Genomic DNA, 21775 nt, shown 5'->3' with positions numbered 1-21775 from the left:
TCAAACTTGCCATTCGTCCCATTGCTCTACGCCTTCGTAGGCAAGCCAGGGCACGTCATGGGCTGTCCAGATATGCGCGGTGGCCGTGACGCCCGGGTCATCATCCAGCGTCGCCACCCGCACAATGACATGGGGTTGATGCCCACGCTCTGCCATCAGATGCGAGCCACAGCGCGAGCAGAAATGCCTGAGTTTGCCTGGCGAAGATTCGAAAGACGCTAGCAGTTCCACGCCTCGCGTCCAGCGAAAGTGTTCGCGCATCACGCCGGCCGTCGCCACAAAGGCCGCCGCATGCACCTTGCGGCAGCTGTCGCAATGGCAGTGGCTGATGGGCATATCCAAGCTGTCCAGCTGATACTGCACGGCTTTGCAGAAACAACTTCCATGGAGCTGTTGAGTCATGGTGCGTCACCTCAGGGGGGAGGGGGAGAATCTACCTTTTACCGCCGTGTTGCGCATCACCGTCATACAAGCCATTGCCCTTAGTCCTACATTGCTCTAAATTGCGAAGCGTTCTCATTCGTGCGCAATATCACTATGCCGTTGTCCGCTGGGCCTCATCCTATCCACGAACCTATTGGCCAACTCTACGGTGACCACCACCGCTGGTTGGTCAGTTGGCTACGTGCGCGCCTGGGTTGTTCCCATCAGGCTGCAGACCTGGCTCAAGACACCTTTATCCGTTTGTTGCTGGCCGAGCGCGCGCAGCCGGTGGCCGCTGACTTGAAGGAGCCCCGGCACTTTCTGGTGACGATTGCCAAGCGCGTGATGATCGACAGCTTTCGCCGCAAAGCCCTTGAGCAGGCTTACCTCCAGGCCTTGGCCGAGCAACCGCAGGCCTATGCGATTTCGCCGCAAGAGCGGCTATTGATCATAGAAACCCTGCAGCGTCTTGATGTCATGCTTGACGGTCTTGGGCACAAGGCTAAGCGCGCCTTTCTGCTCTCGCAGTTGCAGGGTATGCCTTACAAGGAAATTGCCGAAGAGCTACAGGTATCGGTAAGTTCGGTGACCAAATATATTGCCAAGGCCACCGAGCATTGTCTGATTTTCGCCCTAGAGCATTAACGGTGGCCAGTAATCTACAACGCCATGCACTCAGCGCGGCAGCCCAATGGGTCGCCCGTTTGGCTGCCGAGCCCGGTGACTCTGAGTTGCACTCGGCTTGGCTCGCCTGGCGTGAGGAAAGTTCGCTGAACCAATGGGCGTGGCAGCGCGTTGAAATGCTGCAGAGCCAACTCCAGTGCTTGCCAGGTGTGGTAGCCATCAATGTGATGGACGCCGCCGCCGATCAATCCCGGCGATTTGGGCGCCGCACATTGCTCAAGAGCGTGGTGATCGGCGCCGGTGTGAGCGCCGTTGGTTGGTCGGGGTATCGACAGGCACCGCAATGGATGGCCGATCAACGCACTACCACGGGCGAGCGCCATAGCCTAAGCCTGGACGATGGCACGCGGCTGTCCCTCAACACTGCCAGTTCCGTGGATATCCGCTACACCGCCGAGCAACGACTGCTGATTTTGCGCGCCGGAGAAATCCTGGTGGAAACCGCCCCCGACCCACGTCCATTGCTGGTCCGCAGTGCCCAGGGTGAAATACGCGCGTTGGGCACACGCTTTACCGTGCGCCAGTTCGATGACTTCACGGCGATGAGCGTATTACAACACGCTGTGGCGGTGCGTCAGGGCAGCGAGCCGGCTGAGACCGTCGTCACCGCCGGCCAGACAGTCACGTTCGATACACAGCGCATGCTGTCCCGACGGGCCAACGAGCCCGGTGACGGCGCATGGGCGCAAGGACGGCTGATCGTCGACGATTGGCGACTGGATCGCCTGCTGGCCGAACTGGCTCGCTACCGCCCGGGTTATCTGGGGTGTGCCACTGAGATCAGCCATCTGATGGTCTCGGGTGCTTATTCCCTGGACGATATCGACCTGACCCTTAACGCCTTGACCCACGCCCTGCCGGTGCGACTCATTACACGCACCCGTTACTGGACGACAGTCGTCCCGCGCGGTTGAAAATAATTATCACCCACTGTTGTCGATTTGCCGCACCTCGTTCGACTCCTCCTGCAAACCCCCCTTCATTCGTTTCGAACCCTCAGGAGTCAACATGCGCGCAGGGCATATTTCAGTCGCCACTCAACCGCTTCGCTCATTTCGCAAAAAGCCCTTGCAGGTGGCGTTGTTTGGCGTGTCGCTGATGGTGCAGACCGGGCTGATGGCCCCGATATTTGGGACAGGCTCCAACGCAATGGCGGCCAGCCAGCAGCAGGCTTTCTCCATTGCCCCCGGCCCACTGGGTTCGGTGTTGAGCCGATTTGCCAGCGACGCTGGCGTGGTCTTGTCCTTCGATTCCGGCCTGACTGCTGGCAAGCAAAGCGTCGGTCTGCAGGGTACGTATAGCGTCGAACAAGGCTTCGCCCGACTATTGGCCGACAGCAATCTGGCCCTGGCCGCGAATAACGACGGCAGTTACGGCCTCGCGCCCCAAGGCACTGGCGGTGCGTTGACCCTTGGGGCCACCAGTATTAACGCCGAAGGGCTGGGCCTGACCACCGAAAACAGCGGCTCCTACACCACTGGCGCGACCAGCACCGCGACCAAGTTGCCGCTGACACTGCGCGAAACGCCGCAGTCGGTCAGTGTGGTCACCCGCCAACTGATGGACGACCAGCACCTGTCCACGCTCAACGAGGTGCTGAGCTTCACGCCCGGCATCACCAGCAACCATCGTGACAGCGAGCGATACTCCTTTTACTCCCGCGGCTTCGATATCCAGAACTTCCAGTACGACGGCATTCCGTCCCAGGTTGCCAACGAGTCCCAGCAGTTCATCGGCCCGCTCTCGGACATGGCCATCTATGACCGTGTCGAGGTCGTGCGGGGCGCCACAGGCTTGATGAGCGGTGCAGGCACTCCGTCCGCCACCATCAACCTGGTGCGCAAGCGTCCGACCAAAGACTTCCAGGCCCATATTTCGGGAGAAGCAGGCGCGTGGGATCGTTACCGTTCCGAAGTCGATGTGTCTGGCCCGTTGACCGAAACCGGCAATGTGCGCGGACGGTTTGTCGCGGTATACCAGAAGCAGAACGCCTTCGTGGATTGGTACAAGCAAGACAAGCGTGTGATGTATGGCGCGCTCGATATCGACCTGAATGACAACACGACCCTGCGCACCAGCCTCGATTACCAGAACAACGATGCCAATGGCAGCAGCTACGGCCATATTCCGTTGTTCTATAGCAATGGCAGCCAGACCCATTTTTCCCGATCCTTCAACCCGGCTACACGCTCCAGCTACATGGACAACACCAGCTACACCTTCACCACGATGCTGGACCATAAACTGGATAACGACTGGGGCCTGAAGACGGCGTACAGCCATCAGTATTCCTACCGCAAAGGGCAGGGCGCCTCCGCCAGTGGCAGCTACCCGGACCCGATCACCGGCCAGGGCGCCAAGGCGTTCATCTACCGTCTCGACAGTTACCAGACCCAGGACACCCTGGATGTGTATGCCAGTGGCCCGTTCCAGCTGGGCGCGCGCGAGCATGAGTTGGTGGTGGGCGCGAGCACTTCGCGCACCCATCTGAATTTTCCGGACTACAGCAGTACCTTGGTCGACCAAGACAATGACTATGGTGATGTAAACAACATCTTCGCCTGGGACGGCCGGCAGTATGGGCGTCGTTCCTACAACGAAGTCGGCGGCACTGTGACTACGCTGCAACAGACCGGGATTTACGGCGCGCTGCGTTTGAAACCGATGGACCCGCTGACCCTTATTCTCGGCACCCGCGTCAGTTGGTGGAAGCAGCTCGATGAGGTGACTGAGGACGCCCCCTACTCGAAAAACACCGACAAAACCAAGAAGAGCGGCGTCGTGACACCCTACGCGGGCATCATCTACGACCTCAACGACACCTACTCGGTCTACGCCAGCTATACCAGCATCTTCTTGCCGCAGACGTTCTACAAGACCGCCAGTGGTGGCTCGCTTGCACCGCTGGAAGGGGATAACTACGAGATCGGGCTCAAGGGCGAATTTTTCCAGGGGGCGCTGAACGCGAGCATCGCCCTGTTCGACATCGAGCAAAAGAACACCGCTGCCGACTCGGGCAACGATGCCACGGGCAAGACCGTTTACAAGGCCATCGCTGGCACCACCACGCGCGGTGTCGAAACGGAGATTTCCGGTGAAGTGGCCGCAGGCTGGAACGTGTTCGGCGGCTATACCTACCGCGAGTCTCACAGCAAGGACGGTGAGCGCGTCCAGGTCAATCAGCCAATCAACCTGTTCAAGCTCGGCACCTCTTACCGCCTGCCAGGTGCCCTGAACCGCTTGACCGTGGGTGGCAACGTCACCTGGCAAAGCGAAATGTACGCCACCACGCAGATCAACTACACCGGGCCTAACTACAAGGCGGTACAGGACCCTTACGCCGTGGTGGGTCTGTTAGCCAACTACAAGGTGGACGAGCATCTGTCTGTGGGGCTGAATGTCAACAACCTGTTCGACAAGAAATATTACGACGGCATGGGTACATTCAACTCCGGTTCCTACGGCGATCCGCGCAATGCGATGGTCAACGCCAAATGGAAATTCTGAAGTAAGTAGCAACACCAATGCGTGACCGAAAGGTTGCGCATTGGTCGATGTCGCCTACTGTCAATGCAGGAGGTGACGTATGCACGTATTGGACCGCATAGAACGAAAAGTACTGCTCAATGCTCCACGTAAACAGGTGTGGGGAGCTCTGACAGACGCCGAGCAATTCGGCCGATGGTTTCGGATTGCGCTCACGGGCAAGGCATTTGTCGCGGGGCAAACCATTGAAGCGCCTATCACCTACCCAGGTTACGAACATGTGATCTGGAAGGTGAAAATCGAACGCATCCTGCCGCAAACACTGTTCTCTTTCTGGTGGCATCCGTTCGCGGTAGAAGAGGGCGTCGACTATGACCAGGAGACCCCGACGTTGGTGGAGTTCACCCTTGAAGACCGTGCTCCGGGCATTCTGCTACGGGTGGTCGAATCGGGTTTTGACGCGGTGCCTGAGGCGAGGCGCCAAAAAGCCTTCAAAATGAATTCCCGTGGCTGGGACGAACAGATGAGCAACATCGAAACCTATCTGAGCCAGGCTGGGCCCTAAACAGCGTCATGATTGCGGGGCAGCCTTCATGAGCGTTAACGTGCCGCACGCGTGCGATGCCGAGTAGAATCACGCCCTGAAAGCGATTCCTGAGGTGCGTTACGGTGGATTTACAGCAGGGTTTTGTCCTGACCCGGCATTGGCGTGATACCCCGGCGGGCACGGAGGTGAGCTTTTGGCTGGCGACCGACCACGGCCCTAGGTTTATCCGCCTACCCGTGCAGACCTCGGTGATGTTTATCCCCGAAGCCCATCGCAAGCCGCTGGATTGGCTGCTCAAGGGTGAGCGCGATATCGAATTGCGCCCGTTGCAGCTGTGCGATTTTCATCATCGCCCGGTCCTGGGTCTCTACACCCGCCAGCACCGCCAGGCGATGGACGTGGAAAAACGCCTGCGCGCTGCCGGTGTGGATGTCTACGAAGGTGACGTGCGCCCACCCGAGCGCTACATGATGGAGCGTTTCATCACCGCACCGGTGTGGTTCGGTGGCACTCCCGACGCAAACGGCGTGCTCTGCGACGCGCAGATGAAACCCGCGCCCGACTACCGCCCGCCGCTGAAACTGGTGTCCCTCGACATCGAGACCACTGCCCAGGGCGATCTCTATTCCATCGCCCTCGAAGGCTGCGGCGAGCGCCAGGTGTACATGCTCGGCCCGCCGAACAAAACCGACGCGGTGAACTTCAAGCTCGACTACTGCGACACCCGCGTGCAATTGCTCGAACGCCTCAACCAATGGCTTGCCCAGCACGACCCCGATGCGATCATCGGTTGGAACGTGGTGCAGTTCGACCTGCGTGTCCTCCACGAACACGCCCAGCGCCTCAACGTGCCGCTGATGCTTGGTCGTGGCGAAGAGCCGATGGCCTGGCGCGAACACGGTAGCCGTAATCACTACTTCGCAGCGGCGCCGGGGCGGCTGATCATTGATGGCATCGAGGCCCTGCGCTCGGCGACCTGGAGCTTCGAATCGTTCAGCCTGGAGAACGTCGCGCAAACCCTGTTGGGCGAGGGCAAGGACATCTCCACGCCATACCAGCGCATGGACGAAATCAACCGCATGTTTGCCGAGGACAAGCCCGCCCTGGCACGCTACAACCTCAAGGACTGCGAGCTGGTCACGCGGATTTTCGAGAAGACCGAGCTGCTCAAGTTCCTGCTGGAGCGCGCCAGCGTCACCGGGTTGCCGGCTGATCGCAACGGTGGCTCTGTCGCCGCGTTCACCCATTTGTATATGCCGTTGATGCACCGCCAGGGCTTTGTCGCGCCAAACCTGGGCGACAAACCACCCCAGGCCAGCCCCGGCGGATTTGTCATGGACTCGCGCCCCGGCCTCTACGAGTCGGTGTTGGTACTCGATTACAAAAGCCTCTACCCGTCGATCATCCGTAGTTTCTTGATCGACCCGGTGGGCCTGATCGAAGGCCTCAAGTACCCCGATGACAGTGCGTCGGTGGAAGGCTTTCGCGGCGCGCGTTTTTCCCGCACCCGGCACTGTCTGCCCTCCATCGTCGCGCGGGTCTCCGAAGGCCGCGAAGTGGCCAAGCGCGAGCACAATGCGCCGCTGTCCCAGGCCCTGAAAATCATCATGAACGCCTTCTACGGCGTACTCGGTTCCAGCGGCTGCCGTTTCTTCGATACACGGCTCGCGTCGTCAATCACCCTGCGCGGTCACCAGATCATGCGCCAGACCCGCGAACTGGTCGAAGCTCAAGGCTATGAGGTGATCTACGGCGACACCGACTCCACCTTCGTCTGGCTCGGCAGTGCGCATTCCCAGGAAGAGGCCAGCGGCATCGGACGGGCGTTGGTGCAGCACGTCAACGACTGGTGGCACGAGCACCTGCAAACGGCGTTCGGCCTGCAAAGCGCCCTGGAATTGCAATACGAAACCCACTTCACGCGCTTCCTCATGCCCACCATTCGTGGCGCGGAGGAGGGCAGCAAGAAGCGCTACGCCGGCCTTGTCGTGCGTAGCGATGGCAGCGAAGAAATGGTTTACAAAGGCCTGGAAACCGTGCGCAGCGACTGGTCGCCCCTGGCTCGCCGATTCCAGCAGGAGCTGTACCAGCGCATTTTCCATCGCCTGCCCCATCAGGACTACATACGCGACTACGTGCGCCGTACCCTGAGCGGCGAATTCGATGAGTTGCTGATCTACCGCAAACGGCTGCGCCGACGGCTGGACGATTACGAGCGCAACGTGCCGCCGCATGTGCGTGCTGCGCGCCTGGCGGACGAATACAACGACCGCCTGAACCGCCCCCGTCAATACCAGCGCGGTGGCTGGATCAGCTACGTGATCAGCGTCAACGGCCCGGAACCCCTCGAAGTGCGGCAAGCACCCATCGACTACGACCACTACGTCACCCGGCAATTGCAGCCGGTGGCCGACGCGATCCTGCCGTTTGTGAATGACGATTTCAGCACGCTGGTCGGCGGGCAAATGGGCTTGTTTTAAAACACTTGATTCGACTCCGTGGTTACTTGCACTCTTGGGCACAGGCACCGCTAGGAGGACAGGCCCATGTACACGCTCTACGGCATCGACGAATCCGGTTCCTGCATGATTGAAATCGCCCTGCAACGATGTGCGGTGCCGTGGCGAAGGGTAGACGCGGCCTCCTGGGCGGAAGGTGAGGGCAGTGATGAGCTGGCCCGTATCAACCCGCTCAAACAGGTGCCCACCCTGGTCACCCCCGACGGCCAGGTGCTGACGGAAAGCGCAGCGATCCTGATCCACCTGGGCCTGGAGTTTCCCGGCTCCGACCTGCTGGCCGGCAACCGTGCGCAGATCATTCGCGGCCTTGTGTATATCGCAGCCAATTGCTATTCGGCGATCGGCATTATCGACTACCCGCAACGCTGGATCGGCGACGTCGACGAAACGGTGCAGGCGCAGCTTGTTGCGGGCACCCGGCGCTACCTGCACCAGGCCTGGGTGGTATTTGCCGATCAGTTTGCCGGGCAGTTGTTTGGCCCGAACCATACGCCGAATGCACTGGGCTTGATGGCCGCAGCGGTGTCGCGCTGGGACGAGGCACGGGACGCGTTGAACGGGCTGGCGCCGAGCTTTGCCCAGAGCCTGGGGCAAGTGGATGCCGATCCCATTGTCGCCCCCGTATTTGCGAGGCATTGGCCGGAGTGGAAGGTCGCATGATGTTTCCGCAATCAGTGGAAACAATGACGGTTGAACCCATCAAACCCTTGCGCAGCGGGCGCCCTGACCTACGCTTTCTTAAAGTGGTGTAGGAATCATCCTTGAATTTGACTGTCGCAGACATGAAACTCAAGAACCCTGCATGGAATTCAAAGGAGGTGCGCATGCTCATCCGGTCGCTGACCCTGGCTACCTTGATGGCTTTAACGGGGCCGCTGTTGGCTGCTGATGATATCAACCCGCTCAAGCAGGACTTGGGCAAAGCCCGGCCGCTGGTGGTGGTGGAGCTTGATTCTGGCAACGACACCTTGGCGACCCTCAAGAAACAGTTGGACGAGCCTGCGACCAAGCAGTCCTTTGAAGAGCGCAGCATGGTGTTCTACACCGTGAAATTCGGCAGCATCGGTGCCGAAGGGGAGAAGTTCGCCAAGGACCCAAAGGACAACAAAAAGCTCACGCCGCCTGAAACCAACGCGCTGATTCGTGCCCTCAAACTGGGCGCCGGCAGTGGCACTAAAGTGATCCTGGTGGGCAAGGACGGTGAGAAGAAAGTCGAGAAGACCGTGCCACCGGATACCCTTGATCTGAAGGAGTTCTTCAGCGCCATTGACCAGATGCCGATGGCCGAAAAAGAAGCTGCCGCCGCTGCAGAACCTGAACCCGCAGCCCCCGCTGCTGCGCCGGCCAAGGGTGCCAAACCGGCCAAGCACGGCAGCAAGCCAGCCCCGCAACAACTCGACGACTGAAATAAACAACCCACTGTGGGAGCGGGCTTGCCCGCGATGGCTATAAGTACCTACACAACCCTGTAGTGAGCGGGCTTGCCCCGCGCTGGGTGGCGAAGCCGCCCCCATAGAGGCACCGCCGAGTTCCAGACAAAACCAAGTCGCCTGGTTTGGGGCGGCTTCGCCACCCAGCGCGGGGCAAGCCCGCTCACTACAGGTTGCTCTCGAGATGTGTAGCTACCAATGCCGCGCATCTTCCAGTGTTCCTTAAGTTGCCGCCTTCTCCCCGGTCGCCTTACGCAACGGAAAGTAGAAGAACCGCAAAAACGCCACCCGCTTGATCACTTCCCCGATCAACAACGGCACCACCACCGCCACCACAAAACCCACGCACGCCGCCGGCAGCGCAGGCAGCCCCAAGCGCTCCATCAGGTCGAAGGTCTTGTGCTGGATCTCGCCGTGGAAGATCAGCAGGATCAAGGTGTTCTGGCCGATGTAGGTCATGGCCCGCGTGACCCTGTCCGAGACCATCATTACCCGCGCCAGTGCCCAGCAGGCGTACACGCCGATCGCGGCCGACAGGGTGGTCCAGAACCAGTGATCGTAGCGCCGCTGCGCCAGGTCCATGGTGTCCCAGGTGAAGGTGAACACCAGGGCAAACGACGCGATCGAGACCAACAGCGTCAGCCAGGAACCCGAGTGCCGGCGCAACCAATCGCGCAACAGGTAGCCGACAATGAAGTAAGTGCTGCTGATCAGCGTGATATCCAGGCTGAACGGCAGGCCGGGCAGCACCCACGTATGCTCGCCGAAGGTGACCGGCAGTTGCCAGAACCACGGCAGCATCCAGGCGCCCACGATCAATTGCAGTGCCACCAGCGCGAGGCTCAACCACAGCGACAGCTTCAAGCGCTGGATCAACCGCAGCATCACCCAACTGAACAGGATCGCCACCCAGAAGTGCGGCAGAAACCACAGCGCCTGCCACGGGATGGTGTCCACCGAGGCATACAGCACGCCACCCACATCCGGTAGCAGCGGCTGGCCGCGCAGAATGCTGCGCACGATCACATAGGTGAGCATGGTGAAGAAAAACGGCTTGAGCAGGCCATCGGCCTTGCGCACCGCCATCTCCACGAACGGTTGTTCAGGCTTGAAGAATACCCCGGACAAAAAGAAGAACAACGGCAAGATAAACGACGCCAGTACCGGGTACAGCAAGTCCGGCGAGGTGGCGACGAACCAGCTGTGGGCAAATACGATCACCAGGATGCCGATACCCTTGGCAATATCCATTTGAATCCAGCGATGTTTCATCTGAGTCGTCCCGATTGATCGTTCATGCCTTGCGCCACGGCTTCAGCCACAGCCCCATCCCGAGCAACACCACCGCGCCGGCCAGGGTGCTCAGCCCCAGTTGCAGCCACACGTCTTCAACCCGAAACAGCGCCAGCGCCGCCGCGCCCATCAGCACTGCGCTGAGCAGCCAATGCCGGGCCCAGTGCAGGGCGCCAAGCAAGGCCTGGCGCTGCATCAGCAGTAGCGCGGTGCAGATCACCCCGGCCAGCGCAGCCAGGGGAATGCCCGCCATGCCGAACACAAAAGGCAGAGCGCTGAGCAGCAGCACATTGACCAGGCTACCGAGCAATTCGCAGCGCAGTGGCTGGCGCGTATCGCCGGCGGCATAGGCATAGCGCGCGAGCAAGGCGTTCCAGGCGCCGAACACCAGTGGCACAGCAAACCAGGCCAGCAACAGCGGCAACGGCGAGTCCACCGATTGCTTGGGCAGCAGCAACGCCACCAGGCTCGGTGCCGCCGCCACCAGGCCAACGCCAGCGGGCAGGGTCAGCACGCTGGCGGTTTCCAGGCCGCGCTTGAGCAGGGCCAGGCGTTCATCGCGCTGGCGACGGCTCATCATGCCCAGCAGCACCTGGTTGAGGCTCATTAGCGCAATCAGCGGCAGGTTCATCAGCTTGCGCGCCAGGTTGACCCAGGTCACCGCGCCTTCCCCCAGCAACGACGCCACCAGCCGCTCGATCAGCGCCAGGCCCTGGCTCGCGCCATTGCTCAACAACAGCGGGCCGATGCGCTGGCCCAACTCCCGTAGTGGCGCCAATGACAATTGCCAATGCCATGGCCGCCAACCCTGACGCCACATCGACGGCAGCAGCGCCAACGGCATCAACACGCTGCCGGCCAGGCAGGCCAGTGCCAGGGCGTGCGGTTGGGTGGCGGTGCCTGCGAGCGCGAGGTAGGTCACCGGCGGCAGGTTGAACAACAATGAGCCCAAGCCTGCCAGCACAAAACGCTCGCTGGCCTGCAACGGAATACTGAACAGTGCATGCAGCATCAGACCCGGCACGCACCACGCGACAATCTGCAAGTTGCTGCTTGCCAACGCCGTCGCACTGGCCGCCAAGCCCGGCCCGAGCAGTTGCACCAGCCACGGCGCCACCAGCGTCAGCAGCAGGCTGATGAACAGCGCGATCAGCAGCAATGCCGGAAACAACACCGCCAACCAGCCCAGCCGCTCGTCGTCTTTGCGCGCGAGATAAAGCGGCAGCGCAGCGGCACTCAGCACACCGCCAGCCAGGGACATGCGCAACGCCTCCGGCAAAAACAGCGCGATCAGGAACGCATCACTGCGCTCACCCGCCCCCCAGGCCGCCACCAGCAACCATTCGCGGGCGAAGCCCAGGCACAAGCCCAGCAGTGTCGCCAGGGTCAGCCAGACGGCGGAGCCCAGCATCAGGGTTGCGCGCCATTAATCAGCGGTTTGCGCAACGCCACGCTTTTTACCTGTGGCAGGCGCGCCGGAAACAGTCGGCGGGCTTCCAGCACATTGATCCCCACCATCAGCCAGAACAGCGCGACCATCACCACCGCAAAGCTGAAGTAGTGGTCGAACAGGCCGCTGACCAGCGCCGAGAGAATCCCGGCGCTGGTGCCCAGCCATAGCGCATTGTCCTTAGTCAGGCGGATCGGGCCGCTGTCCGGGCGCGCTTCACGCCACCAGCGCACCGTCACCGCCACAAAAAACAGCATGCCGACGATGCCGGTCTTGTAGATGAAGTTCAGCCACAGGTTCGAGATGCCTAGCAAATGCGTGCCTGGCACGGGCGGATCGACCTTGAAGCCAATACCGAACGGGTACGACACCACCGCCTGCGGGAACATGCGGTACTCGTCTAAACGCACTTCGGTACTGGCGTTATCCGACGAAAAGATCGTCGCCAGGCGCTCCTGTAAAGGTGGATAAGCCATCACCAACGCCACCGTCAGCGCCGCGCCGATCATCAGCAGGCGGCCGGTGTAGGGCACCCGGCGAGTGGCCATCCACAGCAGCACCAATGCCAGGCTGACCATCGCGCCGCGGCTGCTGGCCAACAGCAGCGCCGCCGCGCCCAGGCACGCCACGCTCAGGCCCAGCGCGCGTTTCCAGCCTTGCTCGGTCATGCCGAAACAGAAGGCCAGGGGCAGCAGCAACGCCATGATCCCGCCGATGGCATTCGGGTGCATCCACGGCGAGCCCATGCGCGAAGACATGGCCTCCAGGCCAAACTTCAACATGTCGAAGTTGGCGTAGTTGAACAGCCCCAGGATCGGCGCAATGCTGGCCCCGGAGCGCGTGCGCACAAACACTGCAATCGACAGCACCAGCATCGCCAGGCTGCCCAGCAGCAGGGCGATTACCAGCGATTCGCGGTGCTTGTGATCCACCAGCAATTTGGCGCAGAGGAATACCGACGACAGGCTCAACAACCAGCGCAACCAGTTGGCCACACCGCTGGTGTCGGCGTGGATGGTGACCTGGCCGACGATAAACGGGAACACACTGAACAGCATCAGCCACAGCAGCATCTGGTCGGTAGGCCGGCGGGAGAGGCTCGGTGTGTCGGGCAAGCGGGCCAGGAAGTTGTGCCACAGCACCGCGCCCCATGTCAGCGCCAGGATGGCTTCGCTGACGGTACTGCGAATGCCCAGGTTGACCGTGGAGTACGGCATGAACGTGGCGATCAGGGCAAACAGCAACAAGCCCCAGAGCGGAAAGCGCAGAATGGTCACGGTCCCGGCCAGGCCGATCACGGCGAGGAACGCCTTGGCCGGTGACAGCAGCAGCGCGAGGGCGCCAAACAGCAGGCCGAAGAGGATCGCGAAGAGGCTGGGCAAGTTTATTTTCACTTCAGATCCTCAATCAGTTCGCCCAGGCGCCTGCGATAGGCGTGATGGTTGAAGCGCTCCGCCCACTGGCGCTGTTGCTCGGGCAATTCCTCATTGGCGCGTTCGCCCAGGCTGATCATCAACTGCGTCAGTGCCGGGCCATCGGTGGGCGAGAAGCGCGGTGCCGACGGCGGGGTGATTTCATCCAGCGACGTACCGCTGGCCACCGCCACCGGGGTGCCCACGCTCAGGGCTTCGATCACAGGCAGACCAAAACCCTCGGCATACGAAGGTTGCCACAAGCGCGATGCCCGGCGGTACAGCGCGTGCAATTCGGCATCCGACACGCCACTCAGCGCGCGAATGCCCGGCAGGGTGCGCTGGGCTTCGGGCAAATGGTCGAGGCTGCCCACCAGCACCAAATCCGGCACGGCAGGGGATTGGCGTCGCGCTTTCTGCCAGGCCTCCACCAGGAATGGCACGTTTTTGCGCAGCTCGCGGGTGCCCACCAGCAGCCAGTAGTGCTCGGGGAGTTGGCGGGCGCTGAGGTCCGCCGCCAGTTCGGAAAACCCATCGACCTGATTGGGCAGCACACGAATTTTGCCCGCCGACTTGGGAAACAACCGCACCGTTTCATCGGCACTGTATTGCGACGGCGTCCACACCCGGTCGGCGCTGTGCACCGCGTAGGCAATCGACAGGCGATCGCTGGTCTTGTAGATCAGCGCCTTCAAACGGTTGGCGTGGTAGTTGTCCAGGGTGATTTGAAACAGGTCATGCAGCAGCACCACGGTGCGCAATCCTTTCGGCCTGGGCGGCAACGGCAGGCCCATGTTAAAGGTGCTGATGTACAGATCGATATGCTGCTCACGCAACGCGCGCGGTAGAAAACCGGCCTCGAAACGCAGGCGATTCTGCGGCTGGTGCATGGCGGTCTTCGCGCAGCCCCAGGCTGGGCAGTGGGCCTGCAAACGGGTTTCATCGCCCAGGGGCGCCACGGTAAACCGTTCAAGCTCAATGCCCGGCAGGCTGTGCAGGGCGCTTTCCAGCGCGTACACCTGGCGGCTGATGCCCGATTGCGGCGAGGTGCCGACGGTGCGGTAATCCAGGCCTACACGCATACGGGCTCCTTTTGATTCAACGGCGAAAGGCTCGCGTACACCTGCTCCAGCTGGCTGGCGGCGACGCTCCAGTCATGGGCGCGACGCACGTACGCGCGTCCCGCTTCACCCATGGGCACGGCGGCATCGGGGAACTGCAGCAGGCGCACCACGGCGTCTGCCAGGCTCGCGGCGGTCTGTCCGCCCAGGTAGTCCAGGCCTTCTACCAGGTCGAGCCCCGAGACACCTTGCTCGGTACTCGCCAGCGGCAGGCCGGCGGCCAAGGCTTCAAGCACCTTGAGTTTGGAACCGCCGCCATGGCGCAACGGCGCAAGAAAAACCGAGCAACTCGATTGCAGGTCTATCAGGTTGGGCACAAAACCTTGCCACTCAATGCGCGGGTCCTGCCAGCGCTCGCGCCAGCTGGCTGGCATGCCGAAACCACACACGCTCATGCGTGCCTGCGGGCAGCGCTCCCAGACCTTGGGCAGGATCTCATCCAGCGCCCACTCGATAGCGTCCACATTGGGGGCGTATTCGTAATTGCCCAGGAACAGCACGCGGCGTGCCGATGGATCGGGACGGGCCACCGCGAAGTGATCGCAATCCACGCCATTGACCACCACCGACACCGGTTTGCCGGCGATCTTCGTCAGGGTCTGTGCATCGCTGTCAGTCACCGCCACGACCTGCGTGGCCTGGCGCATCACACGACGTTCCCAGCGCGTGTAGCGCCATTGATCGTAGCGAATGAAGGGCAGCGCCCAGCTCGGCAAACGGTCATAGGTGGCCGCGCCGAGGGCCGACTCGACATTGTGTTCGGTCAGCACGAACGGCTGGGATTTACGCGCCAGCGCGTCCTCGTAAGGCTGGAAGCTGTAGCTGTGCTCAACCTGCACCACGTCCCAATGGTCACCCAGCAACCAGTTGAAGGTTTCCTGCAGTTCATTCGACAGGCCATTCACACTGGCCAGCAGCGGGTAGGGTGCAAACAGCCCGGCCACGAGGGTCTTCACACTGCGCAACGGGCGGCGCGGCAGGATGATCAGTTGTTCGAGAAATGCTTCCAGCACCTGGCGGTCTGTGAGGGAGACCGGGTGCTTGTCATGCAGCAGCAGGGTGATCCGATGCCCGCGCGCGGCCAGGCTGCGCAGCAGGTGAAACTGGCGCGTCTTGCCGCCGCTGGTGGCGGGCCAGGGTGAGTAGGGCAGGATCCATAAAATACGCATCGCAGGCCTCAATCCCATAACAGAATTTGCAGGTTCGACTTGACCGGTACAGTCAGGCCGTTGGTGCCGCTCACCGGGGTCTGGGTGCCGCGCAACGGGTCGTACAAGGTGGCGCTGGCCAGGCCCGGCAAATGTGCGTCGCCGCCCTGGGCCGACCAGAAAAACCACAGCTTGCGCCCGTCCGCACGGGTCCAGCCGATGCTGAACAAACCGCCGGGCAACTGGTCGGCAACCGGTGGGTCGCCCGGCGTGAGTTGCGGCCCGCTGACGTCGAGGAAGTTTTTCAGCGCGGTGTAGGCGGGCTTGGGGTTGGCGTCGATATCGAGCAGGCCATACGACTGGTCGCGCACGCTGGCGCGCTGGTCGAGGTCGCTGAGGGTGAACAGGAAGATTTTGTCGTAATCCATCGCGCTCATCAGCGCCACGCGCCGCACGATGTAATCGGCCTGGGCTTTTAGCGTGATGATGTCCTGGGCGTCTTTTGGCCCAGGGTAAGTCGACCAGCCCCACTCGGTGCTCCACAGGGTTTGCACGCCGCCGTTGCGCAGGGCCTGGTTGAGTTGGGTGGTCTTGGCGATGAAGTCCAGGTTCGCCGGATCGTTGCCTTCAGGCAGTTGGGTGTAGGGGTGATAGGAAATTACCGTATTCAAGCTGGCCACACCCAGCGCACCGAGGGCCGCGAGCATGGTCTGCCCATTAGGCATTTCACTGAAGAACGCCATACCAGCGGCCACCACCGGCTTGTTCGGGTTCACGGTGCGCAAGGCATTGGCGGTGGTCGTCAACAGGGCGGCATAACCGGCCGGGTCCGCCACCGGGCGCCAGAAGCCCAGCAGGTTCGGCTCGTTCCACACCTGCCAGGCATCCACACTGGGATAACGCTGGGCCAACAGCGCCATGCGGTTGGCGAACACGTTCGGATCCTTGGGCGGGTATTGATCCTGATACGGCGCACCGGCTGGCGCGGTGGTCGCGAAGGGCGCCGAGCCGACTAGGTAGAACACCGACTTGAGCTGGTTGTCCTGCAACTTGCCGACCAACTGATCCAGGGTTGCGACCTGGTACTGGTTCTCGGCAGGTTCAAGCTGATCCCAGTGCAGATCCAGGCGCACCCATTCCAGGCCCAGGGCCTTTAGGCGGTCGATCTGCATCTGGTAACGCGCAGGGCTGAACCACAGGAATTGCGCGTTCACCCCCAGGAAATCCTTCCACACCACGACCTTGCTGCCCTTGAGCACATGGTTCTCGGCATCGGCCTGGCGCCCCCACAAAAACGCGCTGAGACCCAGGGCTGCGACCACCGCCAGGGTGGCCAGGTAAGTGCGTTTACGCGACATGGCGGGCTCCGACGATGGCCTCGTCAAACAGCGTGACAAATTTCTGCGCCGTCAACGGCCACAACCGTTCGCGACCAATTTCCCCGGCACGCTCGGCCCAATCCCGCGCCAGCAGCGGCGTGCGTGCCAGGCGTAACAGTTGTTCGCCGAGCGCAGCCACATCACCCTCTGGGTAAATGGCGCCGTTGCCACTGGCGACTTCCTCGGCAAACGCGCGCGCATCGGAGGTGATCGCGCCGCGCCCGCAGGCGGTCGCCCAGGACAACGCCCCACTGGTGCCGCGCTGGCGCCCGAGCAGGCCGAGTTTTTTCGATTCGCGGTACGGCAGCACCATCGCATGGTGGGCCTGGATGGTGTGGGCAATTTCATCGGCAGGCAGGTTCAGCCGCCAGTCGATGGACGCGGTCAGGCCCAGTGACGCGATCTGCGCGTTCAGTTGCTCCAGGTAATTACCGCCCGCGCCAAACGCCATCTCCGGGGCAGTGCCGCCGGCCAGGGTCAGGCGCACGCGGTCGCGTAATTCGGGGGCTTGCTTGAACACATCCGCCAGGGCCTGCACCAGGTCTTCGATGCCCTTGCCGCGGTAGATGAAGCCGAAGTACAGCAGGTGCAGCGTGTCCAGTGACGGCAGCGGTGCCGGTGTAATCGCCAGGTTGGCATGGTTGATCACCGCCACTTTGCCGGCGGGCAATTGCATGCGCTGGCTCAAGCACTCGGCACCCAGGCGGGTGAGGGTCACCAGCCGGGTCAGCCCTTTGGCGACCTGGCGTTCTTCGCGCAACGTCAGCGGGTCGGCCAGCACCACGGCCGCCTGGGGCAATGGGCTGGGTAAACGCTCCAGCAAGCTCAAAGGGAACGGCAGATGCTCACGCCGCCACACCATGCGTTCCGGGTCATGCACGGTGGCGGTCAGTGGCAGTTGCGGGTAAGCCTTGCGCAGCTCGCGCAGGGCCAGGAACTCCCCCAGCCGCCCGCCGCCCAGCTCGGCGTGCACCACGTCGACGGTTTGCCAATCGAAGCCAGCAATGGCCAGCTTTATCGCCTCGGCGTTGCCCGCCACTCCGGCCAACGGCGTCAGCACCGTCACACCGAGTTGTTCCAGCGCCGTACGGAAATGGTTCGCGTAGTCGGCGATGCCGTTTTTTTCCGGTGGCAAGGGCGCGAGCAGGGCGATACGCATCAGAACGCTCCCCGGTATTTGCCAATGGTCTGCAGCACCTTGCTCGGCACTTCGAACTTGCGCCGGTTAATGATGATGCCGTCCACCTTGCCGAACGCCGTGTTGAGAATCGACAGCGCATGCTCCACCACCGGCACGGTACTTTTGCGCGCCTCCACCACCAGCGCGATCAGGTCGGCGCGGCGCAGGGTCACAAACGCATCGCGGTTAGCCAGCAACGCCGAGGCATCCAGCAGCACCACCTCGCCGGGCGCCGCCGCTTCAAGCCCTCCGACCCGCACATTGATGCCGTTTTCGGCCAGCAACTGGCGCAGTTGTTCGACCACAAAGGTCACCCCCTCGCCGTGACGCGCCGAGGTCAGCCCGAGTGTCAGGCCCTGTTCAGCGATGCGGGCGGGCTGCAGCAAACTGTACAGCCGGTAGATGCTCGCATTGAACGCGTTGGCGCTTTGCGCGGTGGTGGTGTCCAGCTCGGGCAGGGTGGTCCACAGCGGCAGGCCAAACTTGCGCTCCACCAGGCCACCGTCGTGAATACGCTGGTCGAGCAGGTAGCACAGGTAGATCACCAGCAAGCCGACGACGATCGCAAACGGGATCGCCAGGACTAGCATCACCAGGGTTTTCGGGAAGATGCGGCCTGGGTTCAAGGTTGCTTCTTCGATCACGGCAATGTTGCTGATCTGGCTGTTGTCCAGCTCACGGTCGATGCGCGATTTTTCCAGGTTATCCACGTACAACGCGTAATTGCGCTCGGTGGTGTTCAGCTCGCGGGAGAGGCGGGCCAGCTCCGGTTCTATCTCCAGGGCTTGCTTGCGCTGCGCTTCCAGGTTCACCAATTGTTTCTGCTGTTGAACCAACTGCGTGCGCAGTGCCAGGTTGTTACTGGTTTCATCCAGCAGCACGCGCTGCAAGTGGATTTCCAGGGTGTTCGGCGCGCGGTTTTCCGAGGCTTGAATGGTGTTGCTCTCGCTGGCGACCTGGACCTGCATGGCACGAATCGACGCGTCCAGGGCTTTGACCGGCGGCGCATTGTCCGTGTACGTGCGCATCATGTCGGCCTTTTCCAGCAGCTTCTGGTTAAGCAGGCGACGCAAGTCCTGCTGCTGCGGGTTCAGAGCGATCTGGCGCACCGTGGTGACTTCCTTCGGCTGGCCCTTGAGTTGATTGCGCGTGCTCTGGATTGCGCTGTCGGACGAGGCGATCAGCCGCGTAGTGTTGAAGGTCTCGCCGCGCAGTACGTTGATGCGCTCGGACAAGTCTTCCAGGCGGTCGGTGATACTCGCCGCGCCGATCTCGTTGAGGTGCGTGAGGATCTGTTGCTTGTAGCTCTTGATCTCGGTCGCGCTGTTGGCCGCCTGGCCTTCATAAAAGGCATACAGGCTCTTGCGCCCCAGGGCCTGGGTGCGTTCGTTGATATAGGTTTCGACCCAATCCTTGACCACCGCCTGGGCGATTTGTGGGTCGCCCCACTTGAAGCTGATATCCATCACCGTCGAACCGGCGGCGTGACTCACTTCAAAGTTCTTCTCCAGGCCGGCGGCCAGGCGTTCAACCGGGGTAGTCTTTTCAACCACGCCAACGGTTTCCAGCACCACACGCAGGCCATCGAATACCGCACCCACGCCGCTCTTGACGTAGTACTTGGTGCGCTTCCAGAAACCTTCCGGCGGTGGCGCGTTGTCGATCACTTCCAAGTAGTGTTCAGCCACCGCGCGCACGATCGGGCGACCGGTGAGCAGGCGCTCTTCGTCGACAATCGGGTCACGCTGCGTGCTGGGCATCACCAGCGCCTGGCGGTTGCTGATCTCGATGGGCAGGGTCGAATCCCGCCCAGGCTTGACCAGCAGGCGCGCAGTGGATTCGTACTTGGCCGGCAGCAAGAAAGCCCCCAGCAGGATGATCACCAGCGCGGCAATCGCCGCCAGTTTGAACTCGCGCCGGAAAATGAAGAACAAACGCAGAAGATCACGAAAAGAACGGATCTCGATCATAGGGATGTCGCTCCTTTAGTTACTGCCGCCGCTGGTTCGTGTGTAGTTGTAGCCAACCCCAATGGACTTGGTGAAGGGGATCAGTTGGTTCAGGTAGGTATCCACCCCTTGGATGCGCTCGCCCACGTTGGATTTGGGCACGAACACCACATCGCCGCGTTGCAGGTGCACGGGCTTGCGCCCGTTGGGGCCGGTCTTGAGCAGTTGGCTGAAGTCCAGGAAGTAGGCGTGATAGGCACCCTGTGCGTCTTCACGCAGCAGGGCGACCATGCTGGCATTGCCCGCCGGGCTGACCCCGCCGGCACCGATGATTGCCTGCTCAAGGGTGTTGGCCGTGGCAATCTGCACTGCCGTCGGGTTGTTCACCGCGCCACCGACGATGATCGAGCTGCCCGGTGCCTGGTTGATGTTTACGGTCACGCGCGGTTCGCGGTAGGTCGGCGCGAGCTTGGTGGTCAGCTCCGTGGCCAATTCCGAAGGCTGGCGCCCGGCCACTTGGATCGGCCCCAGGAACGGGTAGTTGATCTTGCCGTCGGTCTGCACCGTGTACAGCGTCAGCTCATAGATGGTGCTGACGTTGAACGCTGACAGCGTCGGCATCTCACCGGCATCGCGCACGATGCGCAGCTGGTCGCCGATGCGGATACGTTCCACCGCCGGCGGTAGCTGTGCGAGCTGGTCGAGGGCGCGCTTGCCTTCTTCGACGGTCTTGCCGTCCGGCGGCACAATGCGCGCCGGCGTGTTACAGCCTGCCACCGTCAGCAGGGCGAGCACGAGCAGGGTCTGTTTGATCAAGGGGGACTTCCTGTAGGTCATGATGCTCACCTCCAATAACCGGGAAACATGCTGATGCGCCGCTTGAGGGCGAGGGGGAGACGGCGCTCCAGATGGCCCAGCCGGTAGCCGAGCAATTTGAACGCGCTGCGCACCAGCACTTCGGGAATGCGGTGCAGGGCGCCCGCCTTGCGCAAAGCCCTGAGTTCAGCCAGCACATAGCGCTTGCCTTCGCCACCCGCATCGCCGAAGGCCTGCTTGATCCACGGCTCGCGGCCGTAGAACACGCCAATGTCGAAGTAGCGGTGAAACTCATCCATGAGTTTGTAATCGTGGGAGTGGTGCACCAGCGCCGTGGCGGCGTAGCGCACCTTGTAGCCTTCGAGCAGCATGCGTGCGGCCACGAAGGCGTCTTCGCTGCCGATCACGTCTGCCGGGAAACCGCCCACCGCTTCCAGCACGCTGCGCCGGTACACGGAAAACGAGTCGGAACTGAAGCAGGTCTTGATCCCTAATTCCGGTGCATCGGCCAGGCTCTTGCTGCGGCTCTGTTCCGGGTAGTTGAAGTGCCGCGATTGCGCGCCCAACACACCCGCATCGGGATGGGGCAACTGGCGTCCGTAGGCCACGCCATTGAGCGGGTCCTGCTGCAATTCGGCGAGCAGGTTGGCGAAGGTCTCGGGGGTGGCGGGGATCGCGTCCTGGGTCATCACGATCAGCGCCTCACCGCCCACTTGTTCGCTGGCCCAGCGCCGCGTACCGCCATGGTTGAAATCACGCGCGTCGATCACCTCAACCCGTGCACCGAACGCGCGGAAGCGCGCCACGGTGTCGTCGCTGGAGGCGCTGTCCACTACCAGCATCTCGTCAGGTTGCAGGGTTTGCATCTCCAGCGCCGGCAGCAGGCGTGCCAGGTGGCTGGAGGCGTTACGGGTCGGGATGATCAGAGACGTACGCAT

18 protein-coding genes are annotated in these 21775 nt (G+C 62.0%); 7 read left to right on the top strand and 11 right to left on the bottom strand.

Annotated elements, in window-relative coordinates; translation table 11 throughout:
- On the bottom strand, window positions 1-402 hold the full coding sequence (locus BFP95_RS22785) for a GFA family protein (protein WP_065910736.1): 402 nt from the start codon (window positions 400-402) through the stop codon (window positions 1-3).
- Between the two features lie 135 nt (window positions 403-537).
- On the opposite strand from BFP95_RS22785, the gene BFP95_RS22780 reads away from it, so the two are divergent.
- The 7 genes from BFP95_RS22780 to BFP95_RS22750 all read left to right on the top strand — a co-directional run bounded on the left by BFP95_RS22780 (window position 538) and on the right by BFP95_RS22750 (window position 9065).
- Window positions 538-1068 (top strand): sigma-70 family RNA polymerase sigma factor, encoded by a 531-nt coding sequence (locus BFP95_RS22780; RefSeq protein WP_065910735.1) that lies wholly within the window; start codon window positions 538-540, stop codon window positions 1066-1068.
- A 2-nt stretch (window positions 1069-1070) separates the two neighbouring features.
- Window positions 1071-2021: a FecR domain-containing protein gene (locus BFP95_RS22775; protein ID WP_065910734.1), complete on the top strand. Its 951-nt coding sequence runs from the start codon at window positions 1071-1073 to the stop codon at window positions 2019-2021.
- A gap of 94 nt (window positions 2022-2115) precedes the next feature.
- Window positions 2116-4614, top strand: coding sequence for a TonB-dependent siderophore receptor (locus BFP95_RS22770; protein WP_065910733.1), 2499 nt, complete (start codon window positions 2116-2118; stop codon window positions 4612-4614).
- A 79-nt stretch (window positions 4615-4693) separates the two neighbouring features.
- Window positions 4694-5158, top strand: coding sequence for an SRPBCC family protein (locus tag BFP95_RS22765; protein WP_065910732.1), 465 nt, complete (start codon window positions 4694-4696; stop codon window positions 5156-5158).
- Between the two features lie 104 nt (window positions 5159-5262).
- Window positions 5263-7620, top strand: coding sequence for a DNA polymerase II (locus BFP95_RS22760; protein WP_065910731.1), 2358 nt, complete (start codon window positions 5263-5265; stop codon window positions 7618-7620).
- A gap of 66 nt (window positions 7621-7686) precedes the next feature.
- Window positions 7687-8319, top strand: a complete 633-nt coding sequence (locus tag BFP95_RS22755; protein ID WP_065889176.1) for a glutathione S-transferase N-terminal domain-containing protein — start codon at window positions 7687-7689, stop codon at window positions 8317-8319.
- A 164-nt stretch (window positions 8320-8483) separates the two neighbouring features.
- Window positions 8484-9065: a DUF4174 domain-containing protein gene (locus BFP95_RS22750; RefSeq protein WP_065874597.1), complete on the top strand. Its 582-nt coding sequence runs from the start codon at window positions 8484-8486 to the stop codon at window positions 9063-9065.
- 246 nt (window positions 9066-9311) lie between these two features.
- Here the strand turns inward: BFP95_RS22750 and BFP95_RS22745 are convergent, their stop codons facing one another.
- From BFP95_RS22745 to BFP95_RS22700, 10 genes are read right to left on the bottom strand one after another with little or no spacing between them, the layout of a single operon-like run.
- A complete protein-coding gene (locus BFP95_RS22745) occupies window positions 9312-10361 on the bottom strand; it encodes an acyltransferase family protein (RefSeq protein ID WP_065889180.1) in 1050 nt (349 codons plus the stop codon).
- Between the two features lie 22 nt (window positions 10362-10383).
- Entirely contained in the window at window positions 10384-11793 is a 1410-nt protein-coding gene (locus tag BFP95_RS22740) for a lipid II flippase MurJ (protein ID WP_065910730.1), read from the bottom strand.
- Window positions 11793-13220 carry an O-antigen ligase family protein gene (locus BFP95_RS22735; RefSeq protein WP_065910743.1) on the bottom strand — a complete coding sequence of 476 codons (1428 nt, stop codon included), beginning with the start codon at window positions 13218-13220 and terminating at the stop codon, window positions 11793-11795. The genes BFP95_RS22740 and BFP95_RS22735 overlap by 1 nt, the downstream gene beginning before the upstream one ends.
- Window positions 13221-13222: 2 nt before the next feature.
- Window positions 13223-14326: a glycosyltransferase family 4 protein gene (locus tag BFP95_RS22730; RefSeq protein WP_065874600.1), complete on the bottom strand. Its 1104-nt coding sequence runs from the start codon at window positions 14324-14326 to the stop codon at window positions 13223-13225.
- Complete coding sequence (locus BFP95_RS22725; protein ID WP_065874601.1) at window positions 14317-15534, bottom strand: glycosyltransferase family 4 protein; 1218 nt, start codon at window positions 15532-15534, stop codon at window positions 14317-14319. The genes BFP95_RS22730 and BFP95_RS22725 overlap by 10 nt, the downstream gene beginning before the upstream one ends.
- An 8-nt stretch (window positions 15535-15542) precedes the next feature.
- Window positions 15543-16871: a GH39 family glycosyl hydrolase gene (locus BFP95_RS22720; RefSeq protein ID WP_065874602.1), complete on the bottom strand. Its 1329-nt coding sequence runs from the start codon at window positions 16869-16871 to the stop codon at window positions 15543-15545.
- Window positions 16861-18051, bottom strand: coding sequence for a glycosyltransferase (locus BFP95_RS22715; protein ID WP_065874603.1), 1191 nt, complete (start codon window positions 18049-18051; stop codon window positions 16861-16863). Before BFP95_RS22715 ends, BFP95_RS22720 begins: the two co-directional genes overlap by 11 nt.
- The gene (locus BFP95_RS22710; protein ID WP_065874604.1) at window positions 18051-20042 is read right to left on the bottom strand and encodes a GumC family protein; all 1992 of its coding nucleotides are present in this window, start codon (window positions 20040-20042) and stop codon (window positions 18051-18053) included. The genes BFP95_RS22715 and BFP95_RS22710 overlap by 1 nt, the downstream gene beginning before the upstream one ends.
- Before the next feature lie 15 nt (window positions 20043-20057).
- Window positions 20058-20834: a polysaccharide biosynthesis/export family protein gene (locus tag BFP95_RS22705; RefSeq protein ID WP_065874645.1), complete on the bottom strand. Its 777-nt coding sequence runs from the start codon at window positions 20832-20834 to the stop codon at window positions 20058-20060.
- A gap of 29 nt (window positions 20835-20863) precedes the next feature.
- Window positions 20864-21775: a glycosyltransferase family 2 protein gene (locus tag BFP95_RS22700; RefSeq protein WP_065874605.1), complete on the bottom strand. Its 912-nt coding sequence runs from the start codon at window positions 21773-21775 to the stop codon at window positions 20864-20866.

It is taken from the genome of Pseudomonas sp. 58 R 12 (assembly GCF_900005865.1).
In the GTDB taxonomy this organism is placed as follows: domain Bacteria; phylum Pseudomonadota; class Gammaproteobacteria; order Pseudomonadales; family Pseudomonadaceae; genus Aquipseudomonas; species Aquipseudomonas tritici.
This window is presented reverse-complemented; position numbering and strand designations above follow the sequence as displayed.